This is a genomic window from Micromonospora sp. NPDC018662, from assembly GCF_044391475.1.
GTDB lineage: Bacteria > Actinomycetota > Actinomycetes > Mycobacteriales > Micromonosporaceae > Micromonospora.
In genome coordinates this window covers 284,342-305,994 of record NZ_JBISAC010000007.1, presented here as the reverse complement: position 1 = coordinate 305,994, position 21,653 = coordinate 284,342, and the positions used below count along the sequence as shown (strand labels likewise).

22 protein-coding genes are annotated in these 21,653 nt (G+C 72.6%); 14 read left to right on the top strand and 8 right to left on the bottom strand.

The annotated features are described in order from the left end of the window. Nucleotides 1–196: 196 nt before the first annotated feature. Both ACH495_RS21475 and ACH495_RS21470 read left to right on the top strand, forming a co-directional pair. Nucleotides 197–1,603, top strand: a complete 1,407-nt coding sequence (locus ACH495_RS21475; protein ID WP_396859482.1) for a flavin-containing monooxygenase — start codon at nt 197–199, stop codon at nt 1,601–1,603. Beyond that, nucleotides 1,600–2,424 carry an alpha/beta hydrolase gene (locus ACH495_RS21470; protein WP_396859481.1) on the top strand — a complete coding sequence of 275 codons (825 nt, stop codon included), beginning with the start codon at nt 1,600–1,602 and terminating at the stop codon, nt 2,422–2,424. The genes ACH495_RS21475 and ACH495_RS21470 overlap by 4 nt, the downstream gene beginning before the upstream one ends. A 15-nt stretch (nt 2,425–2,439) precedes the next feature. Here the strand turns inward: ACH495_RS21470 and ACH495_RS21465 are convergent, their stop codons facing one another. Further along, nucleotides 2,440–3,858 carry a trehalose-6-phosphate synthase gene (locus ACH495_RS21465; RefSeq protein WP_396859480.1) on the bottom strand — a complete coding sequence of 473 codons (1,419 nt, stop codon included), beginning with the start codon at nt 3,856–3,858 and terminating at the stop codon, nt 2,440–2,442. Nucleotides 3,859–4,029: 171 nt separating this feature from the next. Then, nucleotides 4,030–4,866, bottom strand: a complete 837-nt coding sequence (locus ACH495_RS21460; protein ID WP_396859479.1) for a DUF308 domain-containing protein — start codon at nt 4,864–4,866, stop codon at nt 4,030–4,032. Between the two features lie 151 nt (nt 4,867–5,017). Here ACH495_RS21460 and ACH495_RS21455 point away from each other — a divergent pair, with 151 nt between their 5' ends. Continuing rightward, entirely contained in the window at nt 5,018–5,710 is a 693-nt protein-coding gene (locus ACH495_RS21455; RefSeq protein ID WP_396859478.1) for a lysophospholipid acyltransferase family protein, read from the top strand. A gap of 3 nt (nt 5,711–5,713) precedes the next feature. Here ACH495_RS21455 and ACH495_RS21450 read toward each other — a convergent pair whose 3' ends face one another. Continuing rightward, a complete protein-coding gene (locus ACH495_RS21450; RefSeq protein ID WP_396859565.1) occupies nt 5,714–9,181 on the bottom strand; it encodes an ATP-binding protein in 3,468 nt (1,155 codons plus the stop codon). Between the two features lie 184 nt (nt 9,182–9,365). Here ACH495_RS21450 and ACH495_RS21445 point away from each other — a divergent pair, with 184 nt between their 5' ends. Further along, nucleotides 9,366–9,566: a hypothetical protein gene (locus ACH495_RS21445; protein ID WP_396859477.1), complete on the top strand. Its 201-nt coding sequence runs from the start codon at nt 9,366–9,368 to the stop codon at nt 9,564–9,566. Nucleotides 9,567–9,689: 123 nt separating this feature from the next. On the opposite strand, the gene ACH495_RS21440 is transcribed toward ACH495_RS21445, so the two are convergent. Next, nucleotides 9,690–10,382: a Crp/Fnr family transcriptional regulator gene (locus ACH495_RS21440; RefSeq protein WP_091059444.1), complete on the bottom strand. Its 693-nt coding sequence runs from the start codon at nt 10,380–10,382 to the stop codon at nt 9,690–9,692. Nucleotides 10,383–10,629: 247 nt separating this feature from the next. Here ACH495_RS21440 and ACH495_RS21435 point away from each other — a divergent pair, with 247 nt between their 5' ends. From ACH495_RS21435 to proC, 4 genes are all read left to right on the top strand, one after another. Beyond that, nucleotides 10,630–11,127 carry a polyadenylate-specific 3'-exoribonuclease AS gene (locus tag ACH495_RS21435; protein WP_396859476.1) on the top strand — a complete coding sequence of 166 codons (498 nt, stop codon included), beginning with the start codon at nt 10,630–10,632 and terminating at the stop codon, nt 11,125–11,127. 83 nt (nt 11,128–11,210) lie between these two features. Next, nucleotides 11,211–11,714, top strand: a complete 504-nt coding sequence (locus tag ACH495_RS21430; protein ID WP_396859475.1) for a pyridoxamine 5'-phosphate oxidase family protein — start codon at nt 11,211–11,213, stop codon at nt 11,712–11,714. A 179-nt stretch (nt 11,715–11,893) separates the two neighbouring features. Next, a complete protein-coding gene (locus ACH495_RS21425) occupies nt 11,894–12,922 on the top strand; it encodes a 6-phosphofructokinase (RefSeq protein WP_343447693.1) in 1,029 nt (342 codons plus the stop codon). 85 nt (nt 12,923–13,007) lie between these two features. Further along, a complete protein-coding gene (proC, locus tag ACH495_RS21420) occupies nt 13,008–13,817 on the top strand; it encodes a pyrroline-5-carboxylate reductase (RefSeq protein ID WP_396859474.1) in 810 nt (269 codons plus the stop codon). A 209-nt stretch (nt 13,818–14,026) separates the two neighbouring features. Here the strand turns inward: proC and ACH495_RS21415 are convergent, their stop codons facing one another. Together ACH495_RS21415 and ACH495_RS21410 are read right to left on the bottom strand one after the other, a co-directional pair. Continuing rightward, on the bottom strand, nt 14,027–14,746 hold the full coding sequence (locus tag ACH495_RS21415; protein ID WP_396859473.1) for a 5-formyltetrahydrofolate cyclo-ligase: 720 nt from the start codon (nt 14,744–14,746) through the stop codon (nt 14,027–14,029). Between the two features lie 9 nt (nt 14,747–14,755). Then, nucleotides 14,756–15,211, bottom strand: coding sequence for a hypothetical protein (locus ACH495_RS21410; protein WP_396859472.1), 456 nt, complete (start codon nt 15,209–15,211; stop codon nt 14,756–14,758). A 169-nt stretch (nt 15,212–15,380) separates the two neighbouring features. On the opposite strand from ACH495_RS21410, the gene ACH495_RS21405 reads away from it, so the two are divergent. From ACH495_RS21405 to ACH495_RS21390, 4 genes are all read left to right on the top strand, one after another. Beyond that, entirely contained in the window at nt 15,381–15,749 is a 369-nt protein-coding gene (locus ACH495_RS21405; protein WP_396859471.1) for a hypothetical protein, read from the top strand. Nucleotides 15,750–15,903: 154 nt separating this feature from the next. Then, the gene (locus ACH495_RS21400; RefSeq protein ID WP_396859470.1) at nt 15,904–16,287 is read left to right on the top strand and encodes a helix-turn-helix domain-containing protein; all 384 of its coding nucleotides are present in this window, start codon (nt 15,904–15,906) and stop codon (nt 16,285–16,287) included. A gap of 9 nt (nt 16,288–16,296) precedes the next feature. Continuing rightward, the gene (locus ACH495_RS21395; protein WP_396859469.1) at nt 16,297–16,587 is read left to right on the top strand and encodes a hypothetical protein; all 291 of its coding nucleotides are present in this window, start codon (nt 16,297–16,299) and stop codon (nt 16,585–16,587) included. Between the two features lie 359 nt (nt 16,588–16,946). Further along, a complete protein-coding gene (locus ACH495_RS21390; RefSeq protein WP_396859468.1) occupies nt 16,947–17,297 on the top strand; it encodes a DUF2203 domain-containing protein in 351 nt (116 codons plus the stop codon). Nucleotides 17,298–17,391: 94 nt separating this feature from the next. On the opposite strand, the gene ACH495_RS21385 is transcribed toward ACH495_RS21390, so the two are convergent. Beyond that, nucleotides 17,392–18,075, bottom strand: coding sequence for an NADPH-dependent F420 reductase (locus tag ACH495_RS21385; RefSeq protein ID WP_396859467.1), 684 nt, complete (start codon nt 18,073–18,075; stop codon nt 17,392–17,394). 215 nt (nt 18,076–18,290) lie between these two features. Here ACH495_RS21385 and ACH495_RS21380 point away from each other — a divergent pair, with 215 nt between their 5' ends. Further along, nucleotides 18,291–19,097, top strand: a complete 807-nt coding sequence (locus tag ACH495_RS21380) for an SGNH/GDSL hydrolase family protein (protein ID WP_396859466.1) — start codon at nt 18,291–18,293, stop codon at nt 19,095–19,097. A gap of 216 nt (nt 19,098–19,313) precedes the next feature. Here ACH495_RS21380 and ACH495_RS21375 read toward each other — a convergent pair whose 3' ends face one another. Then, nucleotides 19,314–19,802, bottom strand: coding sequence for a glutathione peroxidase (locus ACH495_RS21375; RefSeq protein WP_396859465.1), 489 nt, complete (start codon nt 19,800–19,802; stop codon nt 19,314–19,316). A gap of 144 nt (nt 19,803–19,946) precedes the next feature. Between ACH495_RS21375 and ACH495_RS21370 the strand changes: the two genes are divergently transcribed. After that, the gene (locus ACH495_RS21370) at nt 19,947–21,584 is read left to right on the top strand and encodes a glycosyl hydrolase family 18 protein (RefSeq protein ID WP_396859464.1); all 1,638 of its coding nucleotides are present in this window, start codon (nt 19,947–19,949) and stop codon (nt 21,582–21,584) included. Nucleotides 21,585–21,653 lie beyond the last annotated feature (69 nt).

Sequence of the window (21,653 nt, the reverse complement as noted above, 5' to 3'; positions counted from 1 at the left end):
AGAGCAAAGGCGCCGGGCCGACAGCACCTCCGCGCCGCGCGGCGCTCACCGTGCGTAAAGAGGCGGGCGGTAACCCAGCGTCAGACGACCCGCCCGGATGCCCGGTGCCGGCTTCCGGGCGGCTGGACAACGGCGGGCATTCTCGGCAGGATTTCGCACCGACCCGGCACGCGTGCCGCACAAAGGAGATTTCCCGGTGTCCTCCTCCACCGATCTCGGCCGGCCCGAACCGGATCCCGCAGCCGTCCCGAGCCGGGACGACCGTCCGGTCTCCGACCGGGGCGACACGGTCTGCGTCATCGGCGCCGGCGCCAGCGGGCTGACCGCCGTGAAGAACCTTCGCGAGGCCGGCTTCGGCGTCGACTGCTACGAGCGGGAGACCGGCGTCGGCGGGGCGTGGAACTGGCGGCACGACCGCAGCCCGGTCTACGCCAGCACGCACCTCATCTCGTCCCGACCGTTCACCCAGTTCCCGGACTTCCCGATGCCGGACGACTGGCCGGACTACCCGCACCACAGCCAGCTCCTGTCCTACTTCGAGCGCTACGCCGACCACTTCGACCTGCGCCAGCACGTCTGGTTCGGCACCGAGGTGGTCCGGGTCGAGCCGGTCGAGGGGGACCGGTGGGACGTGACCACCCGCAGCACCGGCGGCTACGGTCCCGAGCGCACCTCCCGCTACGCCGCCGTGGTGCTGGCCAACGGCCACAACTGGTCGCCCAAGCTGCCCCGGTACGAGGGGCTGGCGGAGTTCCGCGGCGAGGTCATGCACGCCTCGTCCTACAAGGACCCGGCCCAGTTGCGCGGCAAGCGGGTGCTGGTGGTCGGCGCCGGCAACACCGGCTGCGACATCGCGGTCGAGGCGGCGCAGCAGGCGTCACACTGCTGGCACTCGACCCGGCGCGGCTACTGGTACGCCCCCAAGTACGTGCTCGGCCGCCCGGCCGACCAGGTCAACGACACGTTGCTGGCGCTGCGGGTGCCGCTGCGGGTACGCCAGTGGCTCTACCACTGGACGCTGCGGCTGACGGTCGGCGACCTGACCCGGTTCGGCCTGCCGAAGCCCGACCACCGGGTGTACGAGACGCACCCGATCGCCAACAGCCAGCTCGTCTACTACGTCGGGCACGGCGAGATCACCCCGGTGCCGGACGTGACCCGCTTCCACGACCGCACCGTCGAGCTGAGCGACGGCCGGCGGATCGATCCGGAACTGGTCGTCTTCGCCACCGGCTACCTGCCGCGCTTCGAGTTCCTGCACGGCCGGGTGCTCGGCGACGACGACGGCTCCGGACGGCCCCGGCTGTGGCTGAACGCCTTCACCGCCGGCCATCCCACGCTGGCCGTGGTCGGCCTGGTGCAGCCGGACTCCGGCATCTTCACCATCTCGCACTGGCAGAGCGTCCTCTTCGCCCGGCTGCTCACGCTGCGCCTCGCCCGGCCGGACCGGGTCGCCGCGTTCGACCGCCGGGTCCGTGCCGGCCTCGGCGAGCGGTACTCGGCCAAGGTCAAGGACAGCACCCGGCACTGGTTCGAGGTCGGGCACGCCGACTACCTGCGCGCGCTGCAGCGCGCCCTGCACGAGCTGGAGGACGGCAAATGACCAGCGAGCGGGTGCGGGTGGTCCGGGGCTGGGAGTGGGCCCGACCGGAGCGGCCGGTGCGCCGCGAGGTGCTGGCCGCGCTGCCCGAGCAGGAGGAGGCCAAGCCGCCGCTGCTGTTCGTGCCCGGCTTCGGCCACGGCGCCTGGGCGTTCGCCGAGCACTGGCTGGGCCACGCCGCCGGTCGCGGTTTCCCGGCGTACGCGCTGAGCCTGCGCGGGCACGGCGACAGCGAGCCGGCGCCGGAGGCGACGCTGCGCTCGTACACCCATGACGTGACGCAGGTGGCGGCGAGCCTGCCGCGGCAGGCGGTGCTGGTGGGGCACGGCGCCGGTGCCCGGGTCGTGGCGCACGCGATGTCCCGCTACCCGGCGCGGGCCGCGGTGCTGGTGGCGCCGGTGCTCGGCGGCTGGGCGACGTTCGGCGCGGCGCTGCGCCGCAACCCGGCCGGCACGCTGCCGGCGGTCTTCGGCGCCGGGCTGCGGCTCAACCGGCGGCAGCTGTTCAGCCGGGAGCTGCCCGACGCCGACGCGCGCCGGCACGTGGCGCGGCTCGGCCGGGCCGGCCGCCGCGCGCAGTGGCAGCTGCTCACCGGCCGGGCGCCGGAGCCGGCGGTGGGCCGGCCGCCGGTGCTGGTGCTGGGCAGCCCCGACGACCGGGTGCTGCCGGCGGCGGCGCTCACCCGGGCGGCCCGCCGGTACGCCTCGGCGCCGTTGCTCTTTCCCGGCATGGGCCACGACCTGATGCTCGACGCCCGCTGGCGGGAGCCGATCGACGCGATCCTGGACTGGCTGGACAAGGACCCGGCGCCCACCCCGGGCTGAGCGCCGGGCGCCGGGTCACCGGATGGTGCCCCGGCGGCCGACCAGCGACCCGCTCTCCTCCAGCGCGCTCAGGTAGGACGCCGCCCAGGCGTGGATGTCGTTGTGCGCCAGGTGTTCCCGCATCGCGCGCATCCGGGCCGCGACGTCCTCCGGGCCGGCCCGCAGCGCGGCGAGCAGCCCCTGCTTGAGCCCGTCCAGGTCGTGCGGGTTGACCAGGTACGCCTGCTCCAGCTCGGCGGCCGCGCCGGCGAACTCGCTGAGCAGCAGCGCGCCGGTGCCGTCGACGCGGGCCGCCACGTATTCCTTCGCCACCAGGTTCATCCCGTCGCGCAGCGGCGTCACCGCCATCACGTCGGCGACCCGGTAGAGCGCCACCAGCTCGGCCCGGTCGAAGGGCTGGGTGAGGTAGTGGATCGCCGGCTCGCCGACCCGGCCGAACTCGCCGTTGATCCGCCCCACCTGGTGCTCCACCCGGTCGCGCAGGATCTGGTATTGCCCCACCCGGTCCCGGCTGGGCACCGCCACCTGCACCAGCACGGTGTCCCGCACCTTGACGTCGCCGCTGGCCAGCAGCTCCCGGTAGGCCTTCAGGCGCTGCTCGATGCCCTTGGTGTAGTCCATCCGGTCGACGCTGAGGATCACCTGCTCCGGCCGGCCGAGGTCCTGCCGGAGCCGGTGGGCCCGCTCGGCCACCTCGGGCCGGGCCGCGAGCGCGGCCATCTCGGCGGTGTCGATGGCGACCGGGAACGCGCCGATGCGCACCACCCGGTCGTCGACGCCGATCCGCCGGTCGCTCGCGGACAGGCCGAGCACCTTGGCGGCGAGCTGGGCGAAGTTGTGCGCGGCCTGGGCCCGCTGGAAGCCGATCAGGTCGGCGCCGAGCATCCCGCGCAGCAGCTCGGCCCGGCGGGGGAGCTGCATGAACAGCTCCGGCGGCGGGAACGGTACGTGCAGGAAGAAGCCGATCCGCAGGTCGGGGCGGAGCGCGCGGAGCAGGCCGGGCACCAGTTGGAGGTGGTAATCCTGCACCCAGACCAGCCCGCCCGGCTCGGCCACCTCGGCGGCGGCCTCGGCGAACCGCTGGTTGACCCGCTGGTACGCCTCCCACCAGCGGCGGTGGTATTCCGGCTGCTCGACCGCGTCATGGTAGAGCGGCCAGAGGGTGGCGTTGGCGAAGCCCTCGTAGTGGTCGCGGAAGTCCTCGGCGCTCAGCGGGACGCTGCGCATCCGGACGCCGTCCACGTCGGGCAGGTCGGGGGCCGGGCCGGTGCCGCCGGCCCAGCCGACCCAGGTCGCGGGCGTGTGCCGCAGCAGGGGGTGCAGGGCACTCACCAGCCCGCCAGGGCTGCGGCGCCACTCGAAGGCGCCGTCCGGCGCCACACTGTCGTCGATGGGGAGGCGGTTGGCCACCACCACGAGGGGGCTCTGTCGCATCTCGGGCAATCCGCTCAGCAGGGGTGCCGGTGCCCGGAGGAGCGCAGACCGGACAGCCGGTGCGGGACGTGACGTTCAGCGGTATTCCTACTGACCGTAAGTTACACCCCTGTTACCGGATCGACCCGGGGCGGGCGGTGTCCCGCGATCCGGGCAGCCGTCGCGGTGATCTCAGACGACCGCGCCGTCGTCCGGGTCGTGGTCGTCCCGGTCGCCCGGACGCAGCCGCCAGATCAGCATCACGAACCCGGCCAGGATGCCGGTGAAGCCGAGCAGGGTCACCACCGACGGGTCGACCAGCGACATCACGGTGGGGGAGAGGAAGAACAGGAAGCCGAGCACGATGCAGAGCACGCCCAGCACCGCGTACTTCGAGAAGCGCGGCAGCGGGGGCGGCGGGGGCGGGGTGTAGTGCTCCTCCTCCGCGTCGCCCGGCAGGTCGGCGCCGAACGTGTCCAGCCCGTCCAGCAGGGACGGCTCGTCGTGCCGGTCGCGGCTGACCGAGATGCCGGACACGTCCGCGGCCCAGGGCAGGCGACGCACGTCGGTGGCGGTCGGCCCGGCCGGCTCCTCGGCGCGGCCGGCGGTGGCACCGCCCGGCGCGGCCGGGTCGTCGACGTCCTCGGCGGCCGGCCAGGGACGGCTGCCGGCGGCCGGCGCGGTGTGGAAGCCGGCCACGATCCGGGCCCACTCCGCCTCGATGTCGGGCTCGTCGGCGCGGGGCGGCGGTTCGCCCCCCTCGTCGGCGAGCTGGGTGAGGTAGTCCCGGGCGGTGGTGAGGTGGGACCGGTCGACATAGAGCCGGTCGACCGGGCGGGCCGGCACCGTGGTGGTGCGGGTCACCGGGTTGAGGTCGGCGGAGGGCTGGAGGTAGGCGGCGATGCCGCCGGCGGCCAGCACGTCGAGCAGGTGCTCACCGACGCGCGGATCGACGTCGCCCGCGACCGCGTACTCGGCCGCGTCGAGCCCGTTGTCCCGCCGCCCTCGGCGGGCCCCGCCCCCTGACACCGGCCACCCCCTTCACCACGGCCTGACGTCGTGCCCTGAATCCTGACACGTCGGGGCCCGGTTCCGGGAGTGCGTTGTGGCGCGGCGTACGTGGTTCGTACCCTCGTCCCGGACGATCCCGCGCGTCGCGACCCCACCCGGAAGGACCCCGGTGCTGTACTGGCTGCTGAAGTACATCATCCTCGGCCCGTTGCTGCGGCTGGTCTTCCGCCCGCAGGTCGAGGGGCTGGAATACCTGCCGGCCACCGGCCCGGTGATCCTGGCCAGCAACCACCTCTCCTTCTCCGACTCGATCTTCACGCCGCTGATCGTCAAGCGAAAAGTCACCTTCATCGCGAAAGCCGAATACTTCACCGGCAAGGGCCTCAAGGGATGGCTGACCAAGATGTTCTTCGTCGGCTCCGGCACCATCCCGGTCGACCGCTCCGGCGGGCACGCCGCCCGGGCCGCCCTCGACACCCAGCTCCAGGTGCTGCGCGCCGGAGGCATCGCCGGCATCTACCCGGAGGGCACCCGGTCACCGGACGGCCGGCTCTACCGCGGCAAGACCGGGGTGGCCCGGCTCGCGCTGGAGAGCGGCGCCCCGGTGGTCCCGATGGCCATGCTCAACTCCGACGCCATCCAACCCACCGGCCAGCTCGTCCCCAACCTGGGCCGGGTCCGGATTCGCTTCGGCCCGCCGCTGGACTTCTCCCGCTACGCCGGCCTGTCCGGTGACCGGTTCGTCGAGCGGGCCGTCACCGACGAGATCATGTACGAGCTGATGGAGCTGTCCGGCCGCGAGTACGTCGACACGTACGCGCAGAAGGCGAAGAACCCGCCGCGGCAGCCGGTCCCCGCCTGACGCTCAGCCGACCCCGGCGATCCGCAGCAGCCCGGTGGCGGCGTGCCGGTCCGCGAACGCGCGTACCCGGGCCAGCGTCGCCGCCGCGGCCGGCGGGTCCGCCTCGGCCAGCGGCCCCACCGCCAGCGCGGAGGCGATGATCTGGTCGGTGACGTCGGTCATCCCCGCGTAGCCCTCCGCCGCGGTGGTGAACAGCCGGCCCGCCCGGGCGGCGTCACCGTCGCGCCGGGCCAGCGCCGCGTCGGCGGACCGACCGGCCGCGCGCGCCCAGCGGGTGGCGCGCGGGGCGCGGGCCAGCAGGTCGCGTACCAGGGCCGCCGCGTCGCCGCCGAGCAGGCCGGCGACGTGCCCGACCGCCGGCACCCACTCGGCGAACGGGATCATCCGGGTCCGTCGCCAGTCCTCGTCCAACTCGGTGAGCAGCGCCAGCGCCTCGTCCCGGCGACCCTGCACCGCGCGGCAGAGCGCGGCGTGCGCCACGGTCGAGCGCAGCACCCGGTGGAAGCCGCTGCGCCGGGCCGCGACCAGCGCCTGGTCCACCAGGTCGGGGGCGGCGTCGCCGGCGTCCGGGTGGTCGCCCAGCGCCCGGATCCAGCCGGAGATCGCGACGATGTGCAGGTCCCACTCGTCGGTCGGACGGCGCGTGGACCCCTCGGCCATCCGCAGCGCCGCGGTCCAGTCCCCGCTGTAGTACGAGCGGGTCCACTGGTCGCTGAAGGTGACCGTCAGGCCGTGCTCGTCGGCCAGGTCCAGCGAGCGCTGCTCGTCGACCAGGCGGGCCGACCCGGCCAGGTCCCCCTCCTCCTGCAACGCCCAGGCCAGGTTGTGCACCGCGCGGCGGCGGCTGGTGAGCCGCTCCACCCGGCACTCCTCGGTGACCTCGGCCAGCTCGGCGTACGCCGCCTCGGCGCCGGCCTGGTAGCGGACGACCGCCAGGGTGATGCGGGCGTTGGCGCGTGCCTCGCGCAGCTCCAGCCGCTCGGCCAACTCGGCGGCGCTGCGGGCGGCGGCGCAGGCCGGCTCCGTCTCCGCGTCGAGCATGTGCGCCCGGGCCAGCTCCAGCAGCGCGCCGACCTTGTCCTCGCTGTCCGGCAGCTCGGCGTGCAGCCGGATCGCCCGGTCCAGGCAACGCCGCATCTCCGACCGGTCGGCCCGGGCCCAGGCCGCCGTGGACAGCAGCCGCCAGGCCTTCGCCGCGCCGGGCAGGTCGCCGGCGTCGGCCAGCCGCCCGGCCAGGCCGGTGAGGAGTTCCGCGCCGCCGTCGACCAGGAAGCCGTCGCGGTCGGTGTAGAACGCCAGCTCGGCCTGGAACAGCTCCAGCGCCGGGTCCGGCCCGCACTCGACGCTGAGCGCGCGCCCGACCAGCGTGGCCGCCGTCTCCAGCGCGTGCAGCTCGTACGCCCGGCGGGCGGCCCGGTGCAACGCGGACCGGGTGGCGGCGGCGTGCGGCGCCTGGTCGAGCCCCACCGTCCGGGCGATCTCGTGCGCCGCCCACCGGTGGTTGGCCAGCACCTCGGCCAGGTCGTGCTGCCGGCCGTCGGCGAGCTGCTCCAGCCAGTCGGCGGCGCGCTGGTGCCGGACGACCCGTTCGGCCCGGGGCAGCCGCTGGTAGCAGACGTCCCGCACCAGCACGTGCCGGAACCGGTACTCCGGCTGGCCGGGCATGGTCGAGACCGGCAGCTCGAAGACCAGGTCGCGGCGCTGGAGGCGGTGCAGCGCCCGCTCCACCCACTCCGCCGGCCGGCCCAGGGCCAGCGCCACCGGCGCCGCCCAGAACTGCACCCCCACCACCGAGGCGGCCTGGAGCACCGCACGGTCCGCCGGGTCGAGCAGGTCCAGCCGGTTGGCGATGACCGCCTGGACGGTACGCGGCATCCCGGCGCCCGCCGCCGGATCGAGCCGCCCGAGGCCGGCCGAGCGCTCGACCAGCCCGCCGTCGAGCAGCATCCGCGCGTACTCCTGGGCGTAGAGCGGGTTGCCGTCGGCGAACTCGATCAACGGCGCGCGGGCCTCACTGGGCAGCGTGGCCTGGCCGAGCAGCAGCGAGTAGAGCGTGTCGATGTCACCGTCGTGCATCGGCGGCACCGAGATGGACATCGCGCCGCTGATCGTCCCGGTCCAGGCCGGGTGCCGCTCGCGCAGCTCCGGCCGGGCGGTCGCGACGACCAGCAGCGGCACGTTGCGGGCCGCCGCGCCGAGCTGCTCGACGAAGGAGAGCATCGCCTCGTCCGCCCAGTGCATGTCCTCGAAGACGAGCACGGTGGGGCCGGTCGCGGCCAGCGCGAGCAGGAAGCGCCGCCACGCCGCCTCGGTCTCGGCCGAGGTGAGCCGCTCGCCGGAGACGCCGACCAGCGGGCCGAGCGCCTCGGCGAGCCGGACCGCGTGCGGGTCGGCGAGCCGGCCCAACCGCTCCCGCAGCCGTTCGCGGATGCCGGTCGGGTCGTCGGCGCCGGTCAGGCCGGCCCAGCTCCGCACGATGTCGGCCAGCGCGGCGTAGGTGACGTTCTCGCCGAACGGCGGGCACTGGCCGGTCAGCCAGGTGACCCGCGCGCCGGGCAGGTTGGCCGCGTGCCGGGCCAGCTCGCGCAGCAGTCGGCTCTTGCCCACCCCGGCCGGGCCGAACACGGTCAGCAGCTGGGAGGTGCGCTCGGTGACGGTGCGGTGCAGCGCGCTGACCAGCAGCCCGCGTTCGTGGTCCCGGTCGACCATCGGGGTCAGCTCGGCGCCCTGCCCGTCGCGCCGGGGCCGGGCCCGCACGGCCAGCCAGATCCGGCTCACCGCCGACCGGCCGCGCAACGTCACCGGGGGCTGGTCGGCGTACTCCATCTCGCGCCGGGTGGCGGACCAGGTGCTCTCGTCGACCACCACGCCGCCGGTCGGGGCCAGCGCCTGCAACCGGCTCGCGGTGTTGACCACGTCGCCGGTGACGAAGGCCTGCCCGCCGTCGCGCGCCGCGGCCAGGTCGACGAGCGCCTCACCGGTGGCGATGCCGACCCGGAAGCCGAGTGGCGGGTGCGGGCCGGCCGGCTGCCGGGCCAGGCTGCGCTGCAGCTCCAGACCGGCGCGTACGCAGCGCAGCGCGTCGTTGTCGGTCGCCACCGGCGCGCCGAACAGCGCCATCACCGCGTCGCCGATGTACTTCTCCACCACGCCGCCGTACTGGTGCACCAGCCGGCGCACCGTGGCGAAGTAGACCTGTTGCAGGCCCCGGGCCTGCTCCGGGTCGGCCCGCTCGGCGTACGTGGTGAAGTCCACGATGTCGATGAAGAGCACGCTGACCTGCCGGCGGTCCTCCTGCACCGCGACCGCGTGGTCGCGCAGCGGCTGGCCGCAGCCGGTGCAGAAGTTGGTGCCGACGTCGTTGGCGTGCCCGCAGCCCGGACAGGCCGCCGCGAGCGGCCGGCCGCACCCGCCGCAGAAGCGGTCGTCCGGCCCGGCGGTCCGGGTGCAGTGTCCACAGGTGAGGTCGATGTCCGGCTCCGTACGCGTGAGGTCCCCAGTGTCCCGCGCGGTCGGGTAGTCGGGTACCCGACGGGTCGGCGGGACGTCGCGGCTGTTCGGCCGGGTCTAGTCTCCCCTAGCAGGAAGTCCCGTCGACAGGGAGAGTGCCGTGCACGTCCGGCTTTCCGCCTCATGGACCGATCCACGAGGGACGGTGTGGGCCTCGGGCGACACGGTCGACGTGGACGCCGTCACACTCGCCGAACTGGAGGAAAAAGACATGGTGGAGCAGCCCACGGGCACCGGATCGACCGAGACCACGACCACCACCACGACCACGTCGCCGAAGAAGACCGACCCGTCGAAGATCGGCCCCGGCCCGAGCGCGCCGCCGGCCGACACCAAGGACAACTGACACGACGGGCCGGTGACATCCGGCGGGGTCCGGCGGGGTGACCGCCGGGCCCCGCCGTCGTCGTCCGGGCCCGGTCGTGGTCCGGCTCCCGGCTCGTGGTCCGGCTCCGGGTGGTCGGTCGGGCTAGCGGTCGCTCATGCCGGCGCGGCGGCGCAGCGCGGCCACGTCGGTGACCACGATCCGGCGCCCCTCGGTCCGCAGCCAGCCGCGGCTGGCGAACGAGCCGATGGCCTGGTTGACGCTCTGCCGCGAGCCGCCGGCCATCTCGGCGAGCTGGCTCTGGTTCAGCTCGATCGTGATCATCGGAGCCTGGCTCTCGCCGGCCAGCCGCACCAGCGTCTTCGCCACCCGACCGGGCAGGTCGAGGAAGACGTGATCGGCGTTCTGCTCGGTGAGCCGACGGATCAGCTGGCCGAGCGAGCGCATCACCGCGTCGAGGATGCGCGGGTTGGAGTGCACCAGCTCCATGAAGGCGGGTCGGGACAGCGCCAGCGCGGCGCAGTCCTCGATCGCCTCCGCCGAGGCCGACCGGGTCGAGGCGTCCAGCAGGGAGACCTCGCCCAGCACGTCCGGGGGTCGGATCACCGACAGCACGGCGCGCTCGCCGGTGGGCGCGGTGCGGAACACCGCCACCGCGCCGCGGCGCAGCACGATCAGCGACTCGCCGGGGTCGTTCTCGACGAAGAGGAGCTGCCCCTTGCGGTACGTGCGCGGCACGGCCGCGGCGATGACCCGCTGCCGCACCTCCGGCTCGAGCCCGGCGAACATCTCCACGCCCGTGAGCGCGTCACCCGGCTCCGGCAGGCGAGACTCCACGGCTCAACCCCTCCCCGGTCAGAAGTCACCAGCTCGCACACCGGGTGAAGCGGTCAGTCCCGGTACGAGGCAGTTCAACCGGTTCGGCGCCCGACGGCGGTACACATCAGATCATGACGCCCCGGTAGCGTGCTGTACACCCCCGGAGACACTTCCGTGACCATGGCCGGCCGGCGGCCGGGCGGTGCCGACCTCGGCGGATGCCCCGGGGGTGGCCCGGCGGAGCCGATGGGCGAGGATGGGGCCGATGGTCTACCGCTACTTCTACGACTGCGAATTCATCGAGGACGGCCGCACCGTCGACCTGGTGTCGATCGGCGTCGTCGACGAGTACGGCCGCGAGTTCTACGCGGTCTCCACCGAGTTCGACGACTCCCGGGCGGTGCCCTGGGTGCGGCGCAACGTGCTGGACAAGCTCCCCTCGCCGGCCGACCGGGCCTGGCGTTCCCGGGAGCGGATCCGGGACGACCTGCTCGAGTTCCTGCTGGCGCCGGTGCGGGACCGGCCGGGCGAGCAGCTGGAGCTGTGGGCCTGGTACGCCGCGTACGACCACGTGGTGCTGGCCCAGCTCTGGGGCGCCATGCCAGCGCTGCCCCGGGAGATCCCCCGGTTCACCAAGGAGCTGCGCCAACTCTGGGACGACCGGGGCCGGCCGCGGCTGCCGGAGGCCGAGGCCGGCCGGCACGACGCGCTGGTCGACGCCCGGCACAACCTGGCCCGGTGGCGGGCGATGACCGCGCGCTGAGCGCATGCCAACCCTGCACGGCAGGTTTGACCCGTTCTGCCCGGGGCACCGGAGGCGGCATCACGCCGATCCGAGGAGGGCCCATGAGCAACGAGCCGACCAGCGCCGCCGACGCCCGCCACAAGGTCACCGAGTTGATCCGGGACGCCCGGATCTGCCTGCTCACCACCAGCGCCGTCGACGGGCGTCTGGTCAGTCGGCCGATGGGGCTGCAGGAGGCCGACTTCGACGGTGACCTGTGGTTCTTCGCGTACGCCGACTCCGCCAAGATCCGGCAGATTCGGGTGAATCCGCAGGTCAACGTCGGTTTCTCCGATCAGCGTCACAACGCCTGGGTGTCGGTGGCCGGCACCGCCACCGAGGAGTGGGACACCGACCGCGCGAAGGAGCTGTGGAACCCGCTGCTCAAGGCGTGGTTCCCGGACGGCCTCGAGACGCCGGGGATCACCCTGATCAAGGTGCACGCCAGCTCGGCGGAGTACTGGGACTCGCCCGGCAGCACGGTGGTCAACCTGCTCGGCTTCGCCAAGGCGGCGGTGACCGGGAAGCCGCCGAAGGCGGGCGAGAACCACGAGGTCGGCTACTGACCGGTAGCCGGCGCGGCGGGCGGGACGGGCCGGGGCGCGGTGCTGGCGTACACGTGCGCCGACTACAGTTCGCAGTGACGGCCCGCCCCGGGCCGGCAATGGCGCCGATGGTCTGATCCGACACATATCCTGGGGCTTAATCCGGGCTTCACCTGATGCTTCAGGAGGATGAGCAGATCATGCGTATCGGCGTGCTCACCGGCGGCGGCGACTGCCCTGGTCTCAACGCGGTGATTCGGGCGGTGGTCCGCAAGGGCGTCGCCACCTACGGTCACGAGTTCGTGGGCTTCCGGGACGGCTGGAAGGGCCCGCTCGAGGGGCTGACCAAGCCGCTGGGCATCGCGGAGGTGCGCGGCATCCTGCCCCGCGGCGGCACCATCCTCGGCTCGTCCCGCACCAACCCGTTCAAGATCGACAACGGCGTGGAGCGGATCAAGGAGAACCTGGCCGCGCAGGGCGTGGACGCGTTGATCGCGATCGGCGGCGAGGACACCCTCGGCGTCGCCACCAAGCTCCACGAGCTGGGCGTCAACGTGGTCGGCGTGCCGAAGACGATCGACAACGACCTGGGCGCCACCGACTACACGTTCGGCTTCGACACGGCGGTCAACATCGCCATGGAGGCGATCGACCGGCTGCACACCACCGCCGAGAGCCACCACCGCACGCTCGTCGTCGAGGTGATGGGCCGGCACGCCGGCTGGATCGCCCTGCACGCCGGCCTCGCCGGTGGCGCCAACGTGATCCTGCTGCCGGAGCGGCAGTTCGACGTCGAGCAGGTGGCCGGCTACGTCGAGAAGCGCTTCCAGCACCAGTACGCCCCGATCGTCGTGGTCGCCGAGGGCGCCCAGCCGCTGGACGGCCAGATGGTGCTGCACAACCAGGAGCTCGACTCCTTCGGCCACGTCCGCCTCGGCGGCATCGGCCAGTGGCTCGCCGAGCAGCTCGAGGCGAAGACCGGCAAGGAGGCCCGCACCGTGGTGCTCGGCCACATCCAGCGCGGCGGCACCCCGACCGCGTTCGACCGGGTGCTCGCCACCCGGCTCGGCCTCCAGGCCATCGACGCCGTGCACGAGGGCGACTGGGGCAAGATGGTCGCGATGCAGAGCACGGACATCGTCCGCGTCCCGCTGGCCGAGGCCACCCGCGAGCTGAAGACCGTGCCGTTGGAGCGCTACGAAGAGGCCGAAGTCTTCTTCGGCAGCTGAGGTGTAAGGAGGGGCCCCCGCTTAACGCCTCGTGCATAGGCGGGGGCCCCGCTTAACAGTCGTCGGAGTCGAACGAGGAGGCGCGGTGGGCGGGCACACGGTCGCGGTGATCGGCGCGGGCAAGATCGGCGAGCTGATGCTCTCCGGGCTGCTGCGCTCCGGCTGGCCGGTGGACCGGCTGCTCGCCACCGCGCGCCGGCCGGCCCGCGCGCAGGAGCTGACCGACCGCTACGGCGTACGCGTGGTGGACAACGTCATCGCGGTGGGCGAGGCCCAGGTCCTGGCCGTCTCGGTCAAGCCGCAGGACGCCGCCGCCCTGCTCGACGAGATCGGCCCCAAGGTCCCCGCCGGCAAGCTGGTCATCTCGCTCTGCGCCGGCCTGCCGACCAGCTTCTTCAACCGGCGGCTCCCCGAGGGCACCCCGGTGATCCGGGTGATGACCAACACCCCGGCGCTGGTCGACCAGGCGATGAGTGCCATCTCGCCCGGCGCGCACGCCACCGGCGCGCACCTGGCGCTGGCCGAGGAGATGTTCTCCCCGCTCGGCGCCACCATCCGGGTGCCCGAGTCGCAGCAGGACGCGGTGACCGCGCTGTCCGGCTCCGGCCCCGCCTACTTCTACCTGCTGGTCGAGGCCATGATCGACGCCGGCATCCTGCTCGGGCTGCCACGCCAGGTGGCGCACGAGCTGATCGTGCAGACCGCGATCGGCTCGGCGGTGATGCTGCGCGACTCCGGCGAGCATCCGGTGAAGCTGCGCGAGGCGGTCACCTCGCCGGCCGGCACCACCATCTCCGCGATCCGGGAGCTGGAGAACCACGGCGTACGCGCGGCCATGCTGGCGGCGCTGGAGGCGGCCCGCGACCGCGCCCGCGAACTCGCCGCCCAGGTGTAAGGCGGGGAGCGCGGATTCGGGCGGTGAGTGGAACGGCATGGGTGTCTCCGAGAGCCTGAAGCACCCATGGCGCTCCACTCGTGAAGCTTTCAGCCCGTGAGTGGAACGCGGTGGGTGTCTACGAGGGCGTGAAGCACCCATGGCGTTCCACTCGTGAGGCCGTCGGATCGTCCGAGCCGGTGAACGACTGAGCGATGCGCAGAATTTCCTTATTCTGATATCGAGGACGCCCTGAGGACTGGGATGGCGTCGATCTTCTCTGCGCTGAGGCTCTCCCAGTAGATGCCGGTCGGGCGCTGCCGTCGCCGGCACTCGATCACCTCATCCGGGGTGATGATCAGGTCGAGGCCGACGTCGTGCGACGACTCGGGGAGCGGCCCGTCGACGATCTGCAAGGCGTGGACCGTCGTGGCGAGGATGGTGGATGGACCGACCAAGCCGGCCTCGATGAGCAGGGCGACCTCGATGTCCGAATAGCCCGCGCCCTTCCCGATCCGCACGCCGTCACGGTTGACCGCGACGCTGCCGCACACCACCAGGTCCACCGGCCGCATCTCGCTGATGCCGACCTTCGGCGCGTGGTCCGCCGCGCCGCTGCCAGTCGTGACGTCGGCGGGAGCTGCGTTCAGGTTGGCGGGATCGAGCAGATAGAAGGGACGGATGTCGGCGATCTTCGGCACCGCCATGTAGAGGAGCTTGCCGTCGGCAAGCGCTCGTAGCCTCACCGGCAGTTGAGCCGTGTCCGGGTTGGACTTGATGACGTTGGCACGACGCCACACCTCATGTTGCGCAAGCCGCTCGGCGGCCAGTTCGGCTCCGACGAAGTTGGGGATGCGTCCCTCAGCGCCCGGGGGAAGTGCTTGGCCAGCCTGTTCCAGTCGTGACCAGACGGCCTCGCGCACCTCACGTTTTTCCTGCTCGATGGTCATGCGCTCTCCTCAGGACGCCATCAGCGCGAGCGTCCGGTCCATGATCTCTTCGACGTCCCGCCGGCCTCGCCATGGTCGCAGCTCTCGGCCGGCGGCGAACAGGACGTTGACCGCGCCGCCTCCGCGAGTTTCCTCGACGGCGTCGATTACCTGGTGCAGCGTCTCGGTCGCGCCGTCAAGGCCGCGCTGCCGAAGGCGAGCCAACGCGAGATTGCCGAGGACAATGGCATGCGACTTTTGGCGTTCCTGAATGCCAGCGGGAACGCTTTCGAGGAGAGACTGAGCCCGCTTGGGCTCGCCGAGGCGGAGGTAACAGGACCCGGCCAGTCGGTTGAGTTGTCCGGCCGAGGTGAGTTCGCCGGGCCGACCATCACCGTCCATGTGGGCCAGGTGGCGCTCGGCTCGGCCAAGGGCCGAGCGCTCGCCCATCATCGCGTTGGCTTCGCCGACGTGCAGCAGTGCCACGGCGGACAAGGTGTGGTCCCCGCAGCGGGAGGCGAGTTGGGCGGCCTGAGCTGCTTGAGCGAGGCCACTCTTCGGATCGCCCTCGCTGTAGAGCGACCGGCTCTGGCTCGGCCCGCCGCACGACGCCGGGCTGGGTCTCGACCCGGCGGCACGGTCGGACCTGCTGCTGGTGGCCGGGGGCACCGGGCTCGCGCCGCTGCGCGCCCTCGTCGAGCAGGTCGCCGAGGCTCCGGCCGGGCGGCGGGTGACCATGGTCGTCGGCGCCCGTGCCTTCGCCGACCTCTACGACGCGATCAGCCTGGACCAGCTCCAGTGCGCGCACGACTGGCTGACCGTCGTGCCGGCGTTCTCGCACGATCCGCTCGCCGAGCCGGGGGAGCGGGGCGACGCGCTGACCGTGGCGCTGGTCCACCACCGGCCCGGCCAGGAGGTCTACCTGTGCGGGCCGCCGCCGATGGTGGCCGGGTCGCGGCTGCGGCTGCTCGCCGCCGGGGTGCCGGCCGAGCGCATCCACCTGCCGACCGATCCTGCCGGCTAACCCTATCGTTTTTTTCGCTTTGCCGGTTATCGTGGAGACGGGATCGATGACGTCGGAGGATCTTGTGACGGTGGTACCCGCAGGCGGATCAGCGCCCAACGGTGACGAGCTGCGGCGCTTCGCCCGGCGGTCACTCCGAGGGAGGCGGCTGCAATTGATCGTCGACGGCGGAGAGCCGGTCGACGTGCCGCCCGTGGTGGGCGAGGCCCTTGCCGAAGTCGTGTCGATCCTGGGTCGGGGGCGGCCGGTGCGGGTGATGGCAGAGAACGTCGAGCTGTCGACCGGGGAAGCCGCCGCGATCCTGGGTGTGACCCGGCCGACGGTGGTCAAGCTGATGAACGATGGCGTTCTGCCCTACACCCGTCCCAATTCCAGCCGCCGGGTCGCGTTGCACGACGTGCTGGCCTACAAGGAGCGCCGGTCGAGGGCGCGCCGTGAGGCCCTGGATGAGTTGACGGCGGACGCGATCGACATGGGCCTCTACGAAGAAGCGATTCGGCGCGGCCGCCAGCAGGCAGCCGACCAGCCGGACGAGTGACGCCCACTGATGATCGTTGCCGTGCTGGACGCCTGCGTACTCGTGCCCAGCGTCCTCGCCGACACCCTGCTGCGCTGTGCCGAACAGGACCTGTATCGCCCGCTCTGGAGCCGGGCGATCCTCGACGAGGTCCGGCGGAACCTGCCGCCGTCCGTGCTCGGTGTCAAGGCCGAACGCAGAGTTGAGGTGATGCGAGAGCACTTCCCGAATGCGATGGTTTCGGGTCATGAGCACCTCATCGCCGAAATCGCAAGGATCGCCACGTACTCGCCGCTGCTGCCGCCGCCGATGCGGAGGTAATCGTCACCGCCAACCTTCGTGACTTCCCGGACCATGCGCTGGCGCCGTACGCCATCAAGGTGCTGCATCCGGACGACTTTCTCTGCATGTTGCTGGACGATGACCCGGAACGGATGGCAGACATCGTCGTACAGCAGTCGGAGGGCACCGGGAGAGGCGGACGGCCAAAGCTCAGTGTGGACGACGTCTTGAGCGGCCTGGCCGGATGTCGGGCAATCCGGTTCGCGCACCGAGTCTCCCTTCGACTGGCTGAAGGCCGTATGCCCTGACCGTTTCGAGGCTGATCAGGGTGTCCGGGCATCTGACCCGGTCGGGGCGCCACCGCGACGGATGCGGAACGTGTGCCCCATACTGGGCCGGTGTTCACTCTCGCCCAGGCGCGACACCTGGTGGCCACCCTGCGGCCCCGCGTCGACGAGCTGATCAAGCTGCGGGCCGACCTCGCCGAGCTGCGGGTCGACCTGGCCGACCACGGCGCCAGCGCGCTCGGCGGGCTCGCCGAGGTGAAGGCCATCGAGGCCCGGCTGCACGCCGTGGTGGAGGAGTTCCACCAGCACGACATCGAGGTCAAGGGCATCGCGCCGGTGCTGCTCGACTTCCCCGGCGAGCGGGACGGCCGGGCGGTGCTCTGGTGCTGGTTGGAGGGGGACACCGACGTCCGCTGGTACCACCGGGTGGAGTGCGGCTTCGCCGGCCGCCGCCCGGTCTGAGCGGCCCGCCGCCACCCTCGTTCCTGTCGCCGTGCCACGGGCTCGCCGCCGTGCCCGGCAGCCGGCCGGGGACCGGCCGCCGGGCGGACGTGCGTCAGCTGTCGGCGTAGCGCCGGGCGGCGGCGAGGGCGGCGCGCAACCGCTCCGCACCGGCCGGCGCCGGCCGCTCCCAGTCGCCGTCGGTGGCGTAGAGACCGGCGTACGCGGTGGTGTCCCGCTGGAACCGCCAGCCCTCGGCGAGCGGCCCGACGTCGACCGCGTCGTAGCCCAGCGAGTCGAGGAACGTGGTGACGGCGGCCTTGGCCGCCTCGTCGTCGCCGGCGATCGGCAGGGCGGTCCGGTCGGCCGCGCCGGCCGGGCGGCCCAGGGTGCGCAGGTGTGCGAAGTAGATGTTGTTGAGGGCCTTGACCACGCGTGACTCCGGCAGGTGCCGCTGGAGCAGCTCACTGGTGGTGGTCGACTCGTCGTCCAGCTCCGGGATGCTCCCGTCGCGCTCCGGGTAGTAGTTGTTCGTGTCGATCACGATCTTGCCGGCGAGCGGTGCAGCCGGCACCTGGCGGTAGGCCCGCAGCGGGATCGTGACGACCACCAGGTCGCCGGCGGTCGCCGCCTCCTCGGGGGTGGCCGCCCGGGCCCGGGGGCCCAGCTCGGTCACCAGGTCCTGGAGCGTCTCCGGGCCCCGTGAGTTGCTGAGCACCACGTCGTGGCCGGCGTCCACCGCGAGCCGGGCCACCGTGCCGCCGATGTTGCCGCTGCCGATCAGTCCCACAGTCGTCATGTCCGGTGCCAACCCCGGCGACGACCCGCCGCATTCCCGACCACGGCGGTAGGTTGCCCGCCCCGGCGGAAACCTTCATCCACGCGCGGCTATGCGGCAACGATTTGTAACGACAAGTCGCTATGGGCAGGGACAGCGAATCGATGATCTTCCCTGTTTAGTGATCTCATTGATATCAATCTCTCACCACCACTTCCCACCCCCAGGAGTGCGACGTGCGGAGATCCCGTCTTGCCACCCTCGCCCTGTCCCTGGCCGCCTCGATCGGGGTCGCGCTGTCGCTGGGCGCCGCGCCCGCCCAGGCGTCCCCGTCCGACCGGTACGTCGCGCTCGGCGACTCGTACGCCTCCGGCGTCGGCGCGGACAGCTACACCTCCGAGAGCGGCAACTGCCTACGCAGCACCAACGCCTATCCGGCGCTCTACAACGCCAACATCCGACCGGCCTCGTACCGCTCGGTCGCCTGCTCCGGCGCCACCACCGCGGACGTGATCAACGGCCAGCTCTCCGCGCTCTCCTCGACCACCACGCTGGTCAGCGTCACGATCGGCGGCAACGACGTCGGCTTCGCCAACATCATGAGCACCTGCGTGCTCCAGGGCGAGTCGCAGTGCGTGTCGGCCGTGAACGCGGCCATGAACGTGGCCCGCACGCAGATGCCCGGCCGGCTCGCCAACGTCTACAACGGCATCAAGAACCGCGCGCCCTCGGCCCGCGTCGTGGTGGTCGGCTACCCGGTCTTCTACCAACTCGGCACCGTCTGCGTCGGGCTCACCGCCACCTCCCGGGCGAAGATCAACGAAGGCATCAACCTGCTCGACGACATCACCCGGACGGCCGCCACCTCGGCCGGCTTCACGTTCGCCGACGTCCGGTCCATCTTCGTCGGTCACCAGCTGTGCAGCTACGGCACCAAGTGGCTGCACGCGTTGAACGTGCTGAACCTGACCGTGTCGTACCACCCGACGGCCGCGGGGCAGTCCGGCGGCTACTACCCGGTCTTCCGGTCCGCCGCCGGCTGACCCGCGCACCGCGAGCGGCGGGGGGGCCCCCCGGGGGGGGGGCCCCCCCCCGGCCCCCCGGCGCCCCCCCCCCACCCCCACCACCCCCCCCCCCCGCGGGGGGGGGGGGGGGGCGCGGGGGCCCCCCCGCCCCCCCGGCCGCCCCCCCCGCCGCCCCCCCCCCCCCGCGGGGCGGGCGGCCCCCCCCCCCCCCCCCCCCCCCGCTGCGGCATGCCGTCAGGCCGGCAGCACCTTCTCGATCGTCGCCCGCAGCTCGGGGTCGTCGGGCGTGACCTGCGGGGCGAACCGGGCGACCACGGCGCCGTCCGGCGCGACCAGGAACTTCTCGAAGTTCCAGCGCACGTCGCCGGTGTGCCCCTCGGCGTCCGGCGTGGCCACCAACGCGGCGTAGAGCGGGTGCCGGTCCGGCCCGTTGACGTCGACCTTCTCCGTGAGCGGGAACGTCACGCCGTAGTTCACCTGGCAGAACTCCTCGATCTCCGCCGCGCTGCCCGGCTCCTGGCCGGCGAACTGGTTGCACGGCACCCCGAGCACGGTGAGCCCGCGCCCGGCGTACGCGTCGGCGAGCGCCTGGAGGCCCGCGTACTGCGGGGTGAGGCCGCAGCGGGAGGCCACGTTGACCACCAGCAGGGCGCGGCCGCGGTAGCGGTCGAGGTCGGCCGGGCCGCCGGTGAGGGCGTCGATCTGCACGTCGAAAACGGTCATGTGACGAGGCTACGGGCCGGCTCCCGGCTCGCCCCGCGCCACCCGTGAAATCGACGCATCTACATCTTGACGAACTGATGACGGCGTGAGTAGCGTCTCAGCAATCAATCTGGAAAGTTTCCTAACAGTTTGGGGAGACGCCGAATGAAGAGATCGCTCCGCCGGGCCCTCTGGGCCACCGGCGCCGTGGTCGCGCTCGCGGTCGCCGCGGTGCCCATGACCACCGCGTCGGCCGCCGGCAGCGTCACCGCCACGTTCACCAAGGTGCAGGACTGGGGGACCGGTCACGAGGGGCGGGTGACCGTCACCAACGGCACCGGCGCCACCGTGAACGGCTGGCGCATCGAGTTCGACCTGCCCTCCGGCACCTCGATCAGCAGTTCCTGGGACGCCGACGTGACCCGCAGCGGCGACCACTACGTCGCGGTCAACAAGAGCTGGGCCGGGTCGCTCGCGCCCGGGGCCAGCTTCAACTGGGGCTACAACGGCACCGGCGCCTACCGGGGGCCGCTGAACTGCACCGTCAACGGCGGCTCGTGCGCCGGCGGCGGCACCCCGCCGACCACCGCCCCGCCCACCACCACGCCACCGACCACCACGCCACCGACGACGGCGCCGCCCACCACGCCGCCGCCGACCACGCCGCCCCCCACCACGCCGCCGACCGGCGGCAAGAAGGTGGTCGGCTACTTCGCCGAGTGGGGCGTCTACGGCCGTAACTACCACGTCAAGAACATCCACACCAGCGGCTCCGCCGCCAAGCTGACCCACATCCTGTACGCCTTCGGCAACACCACCGGCGGCCGGTGCAGCATCGGGGACAGCTACGCCGACTACGACAAGGCGTACACCGCGGCGGACAGCGTCGACGGCGTCGCCGACACCTGGGACCAGCCGCTGCGCGGCAGCTTCAACCAGCTGCGCAAGCTGAAGAAGATGTACCCGAACCTGAAGGTGCTCTGGTCCTTCGGCGGCTGGACCTGGTCGGCCGGCTTCACCCAGGCCGCGCAGAACCCGGCCGCGTTCGCGGACTCCTGCTACGCGCTGGTCAAGGACCCGCGCTGGGCGGACGTCTTCGACGGCATCGACATCGACTGGGAGTACCCGAACGCCTGCGGCCTCCAGTGCGACGCCAGCGGCCCGAACGCGTTCAAGAACGTGGTCTCCGCGCTGCGCAGCAAGTTCGGCTCCAGCTTCCTGGTCACCGCGGCGATCACCGCCGACGGCAGCAACGGCGGCAAGATCGACGCGACCGACTACGCCGGCGCGGCGACGAACCTCAACTGGCTGATGCCGATGACGTACGACTACTTCGGCGCGTTCGCCGCCCAGGGGCCGACCGCACCGCACTCCCCGCTCTACTCCTACAGCGGCATCCCGCAGCAGGGCTTCTGGTCCGACGCGGCCATCCAGAAGCTCAAGTCCAAGGGCGTGCCGGCCAACAAGCTGCTGCTCGGCATCGGCTTCTACGGACGCGGCTGGACCGGCGTGACCCAGACCGCGCCCGGCGGCACCGCCACCGGCGCGGCCCCCGGCACCTACGAGGCCGGCATCGAGGACTACAAGGTCCTCAAGAACACCTGCCCGGCCACCGCGACGGTCGGCGGCACGGCGTACGCCAAGTGCGGCAGCAACTGGTGGAGCTACGACACCCCGGCCACCATCGGCGGGAAGATGAGCTACGCCAACACCCAGGGCCTCGGTGGCGCGTTCTTCTGGGAGCTCTCCGGAGACACCAGCAACGGTGAGCTGATCGGCGCCATCAAGGGCGGTCTCGGCTGAGCCGAGGTCGACGCACCAACCCTCGGCCTGGCTGAGGGCCGACGCACCACCCACCCGGCGGGGAGGGGC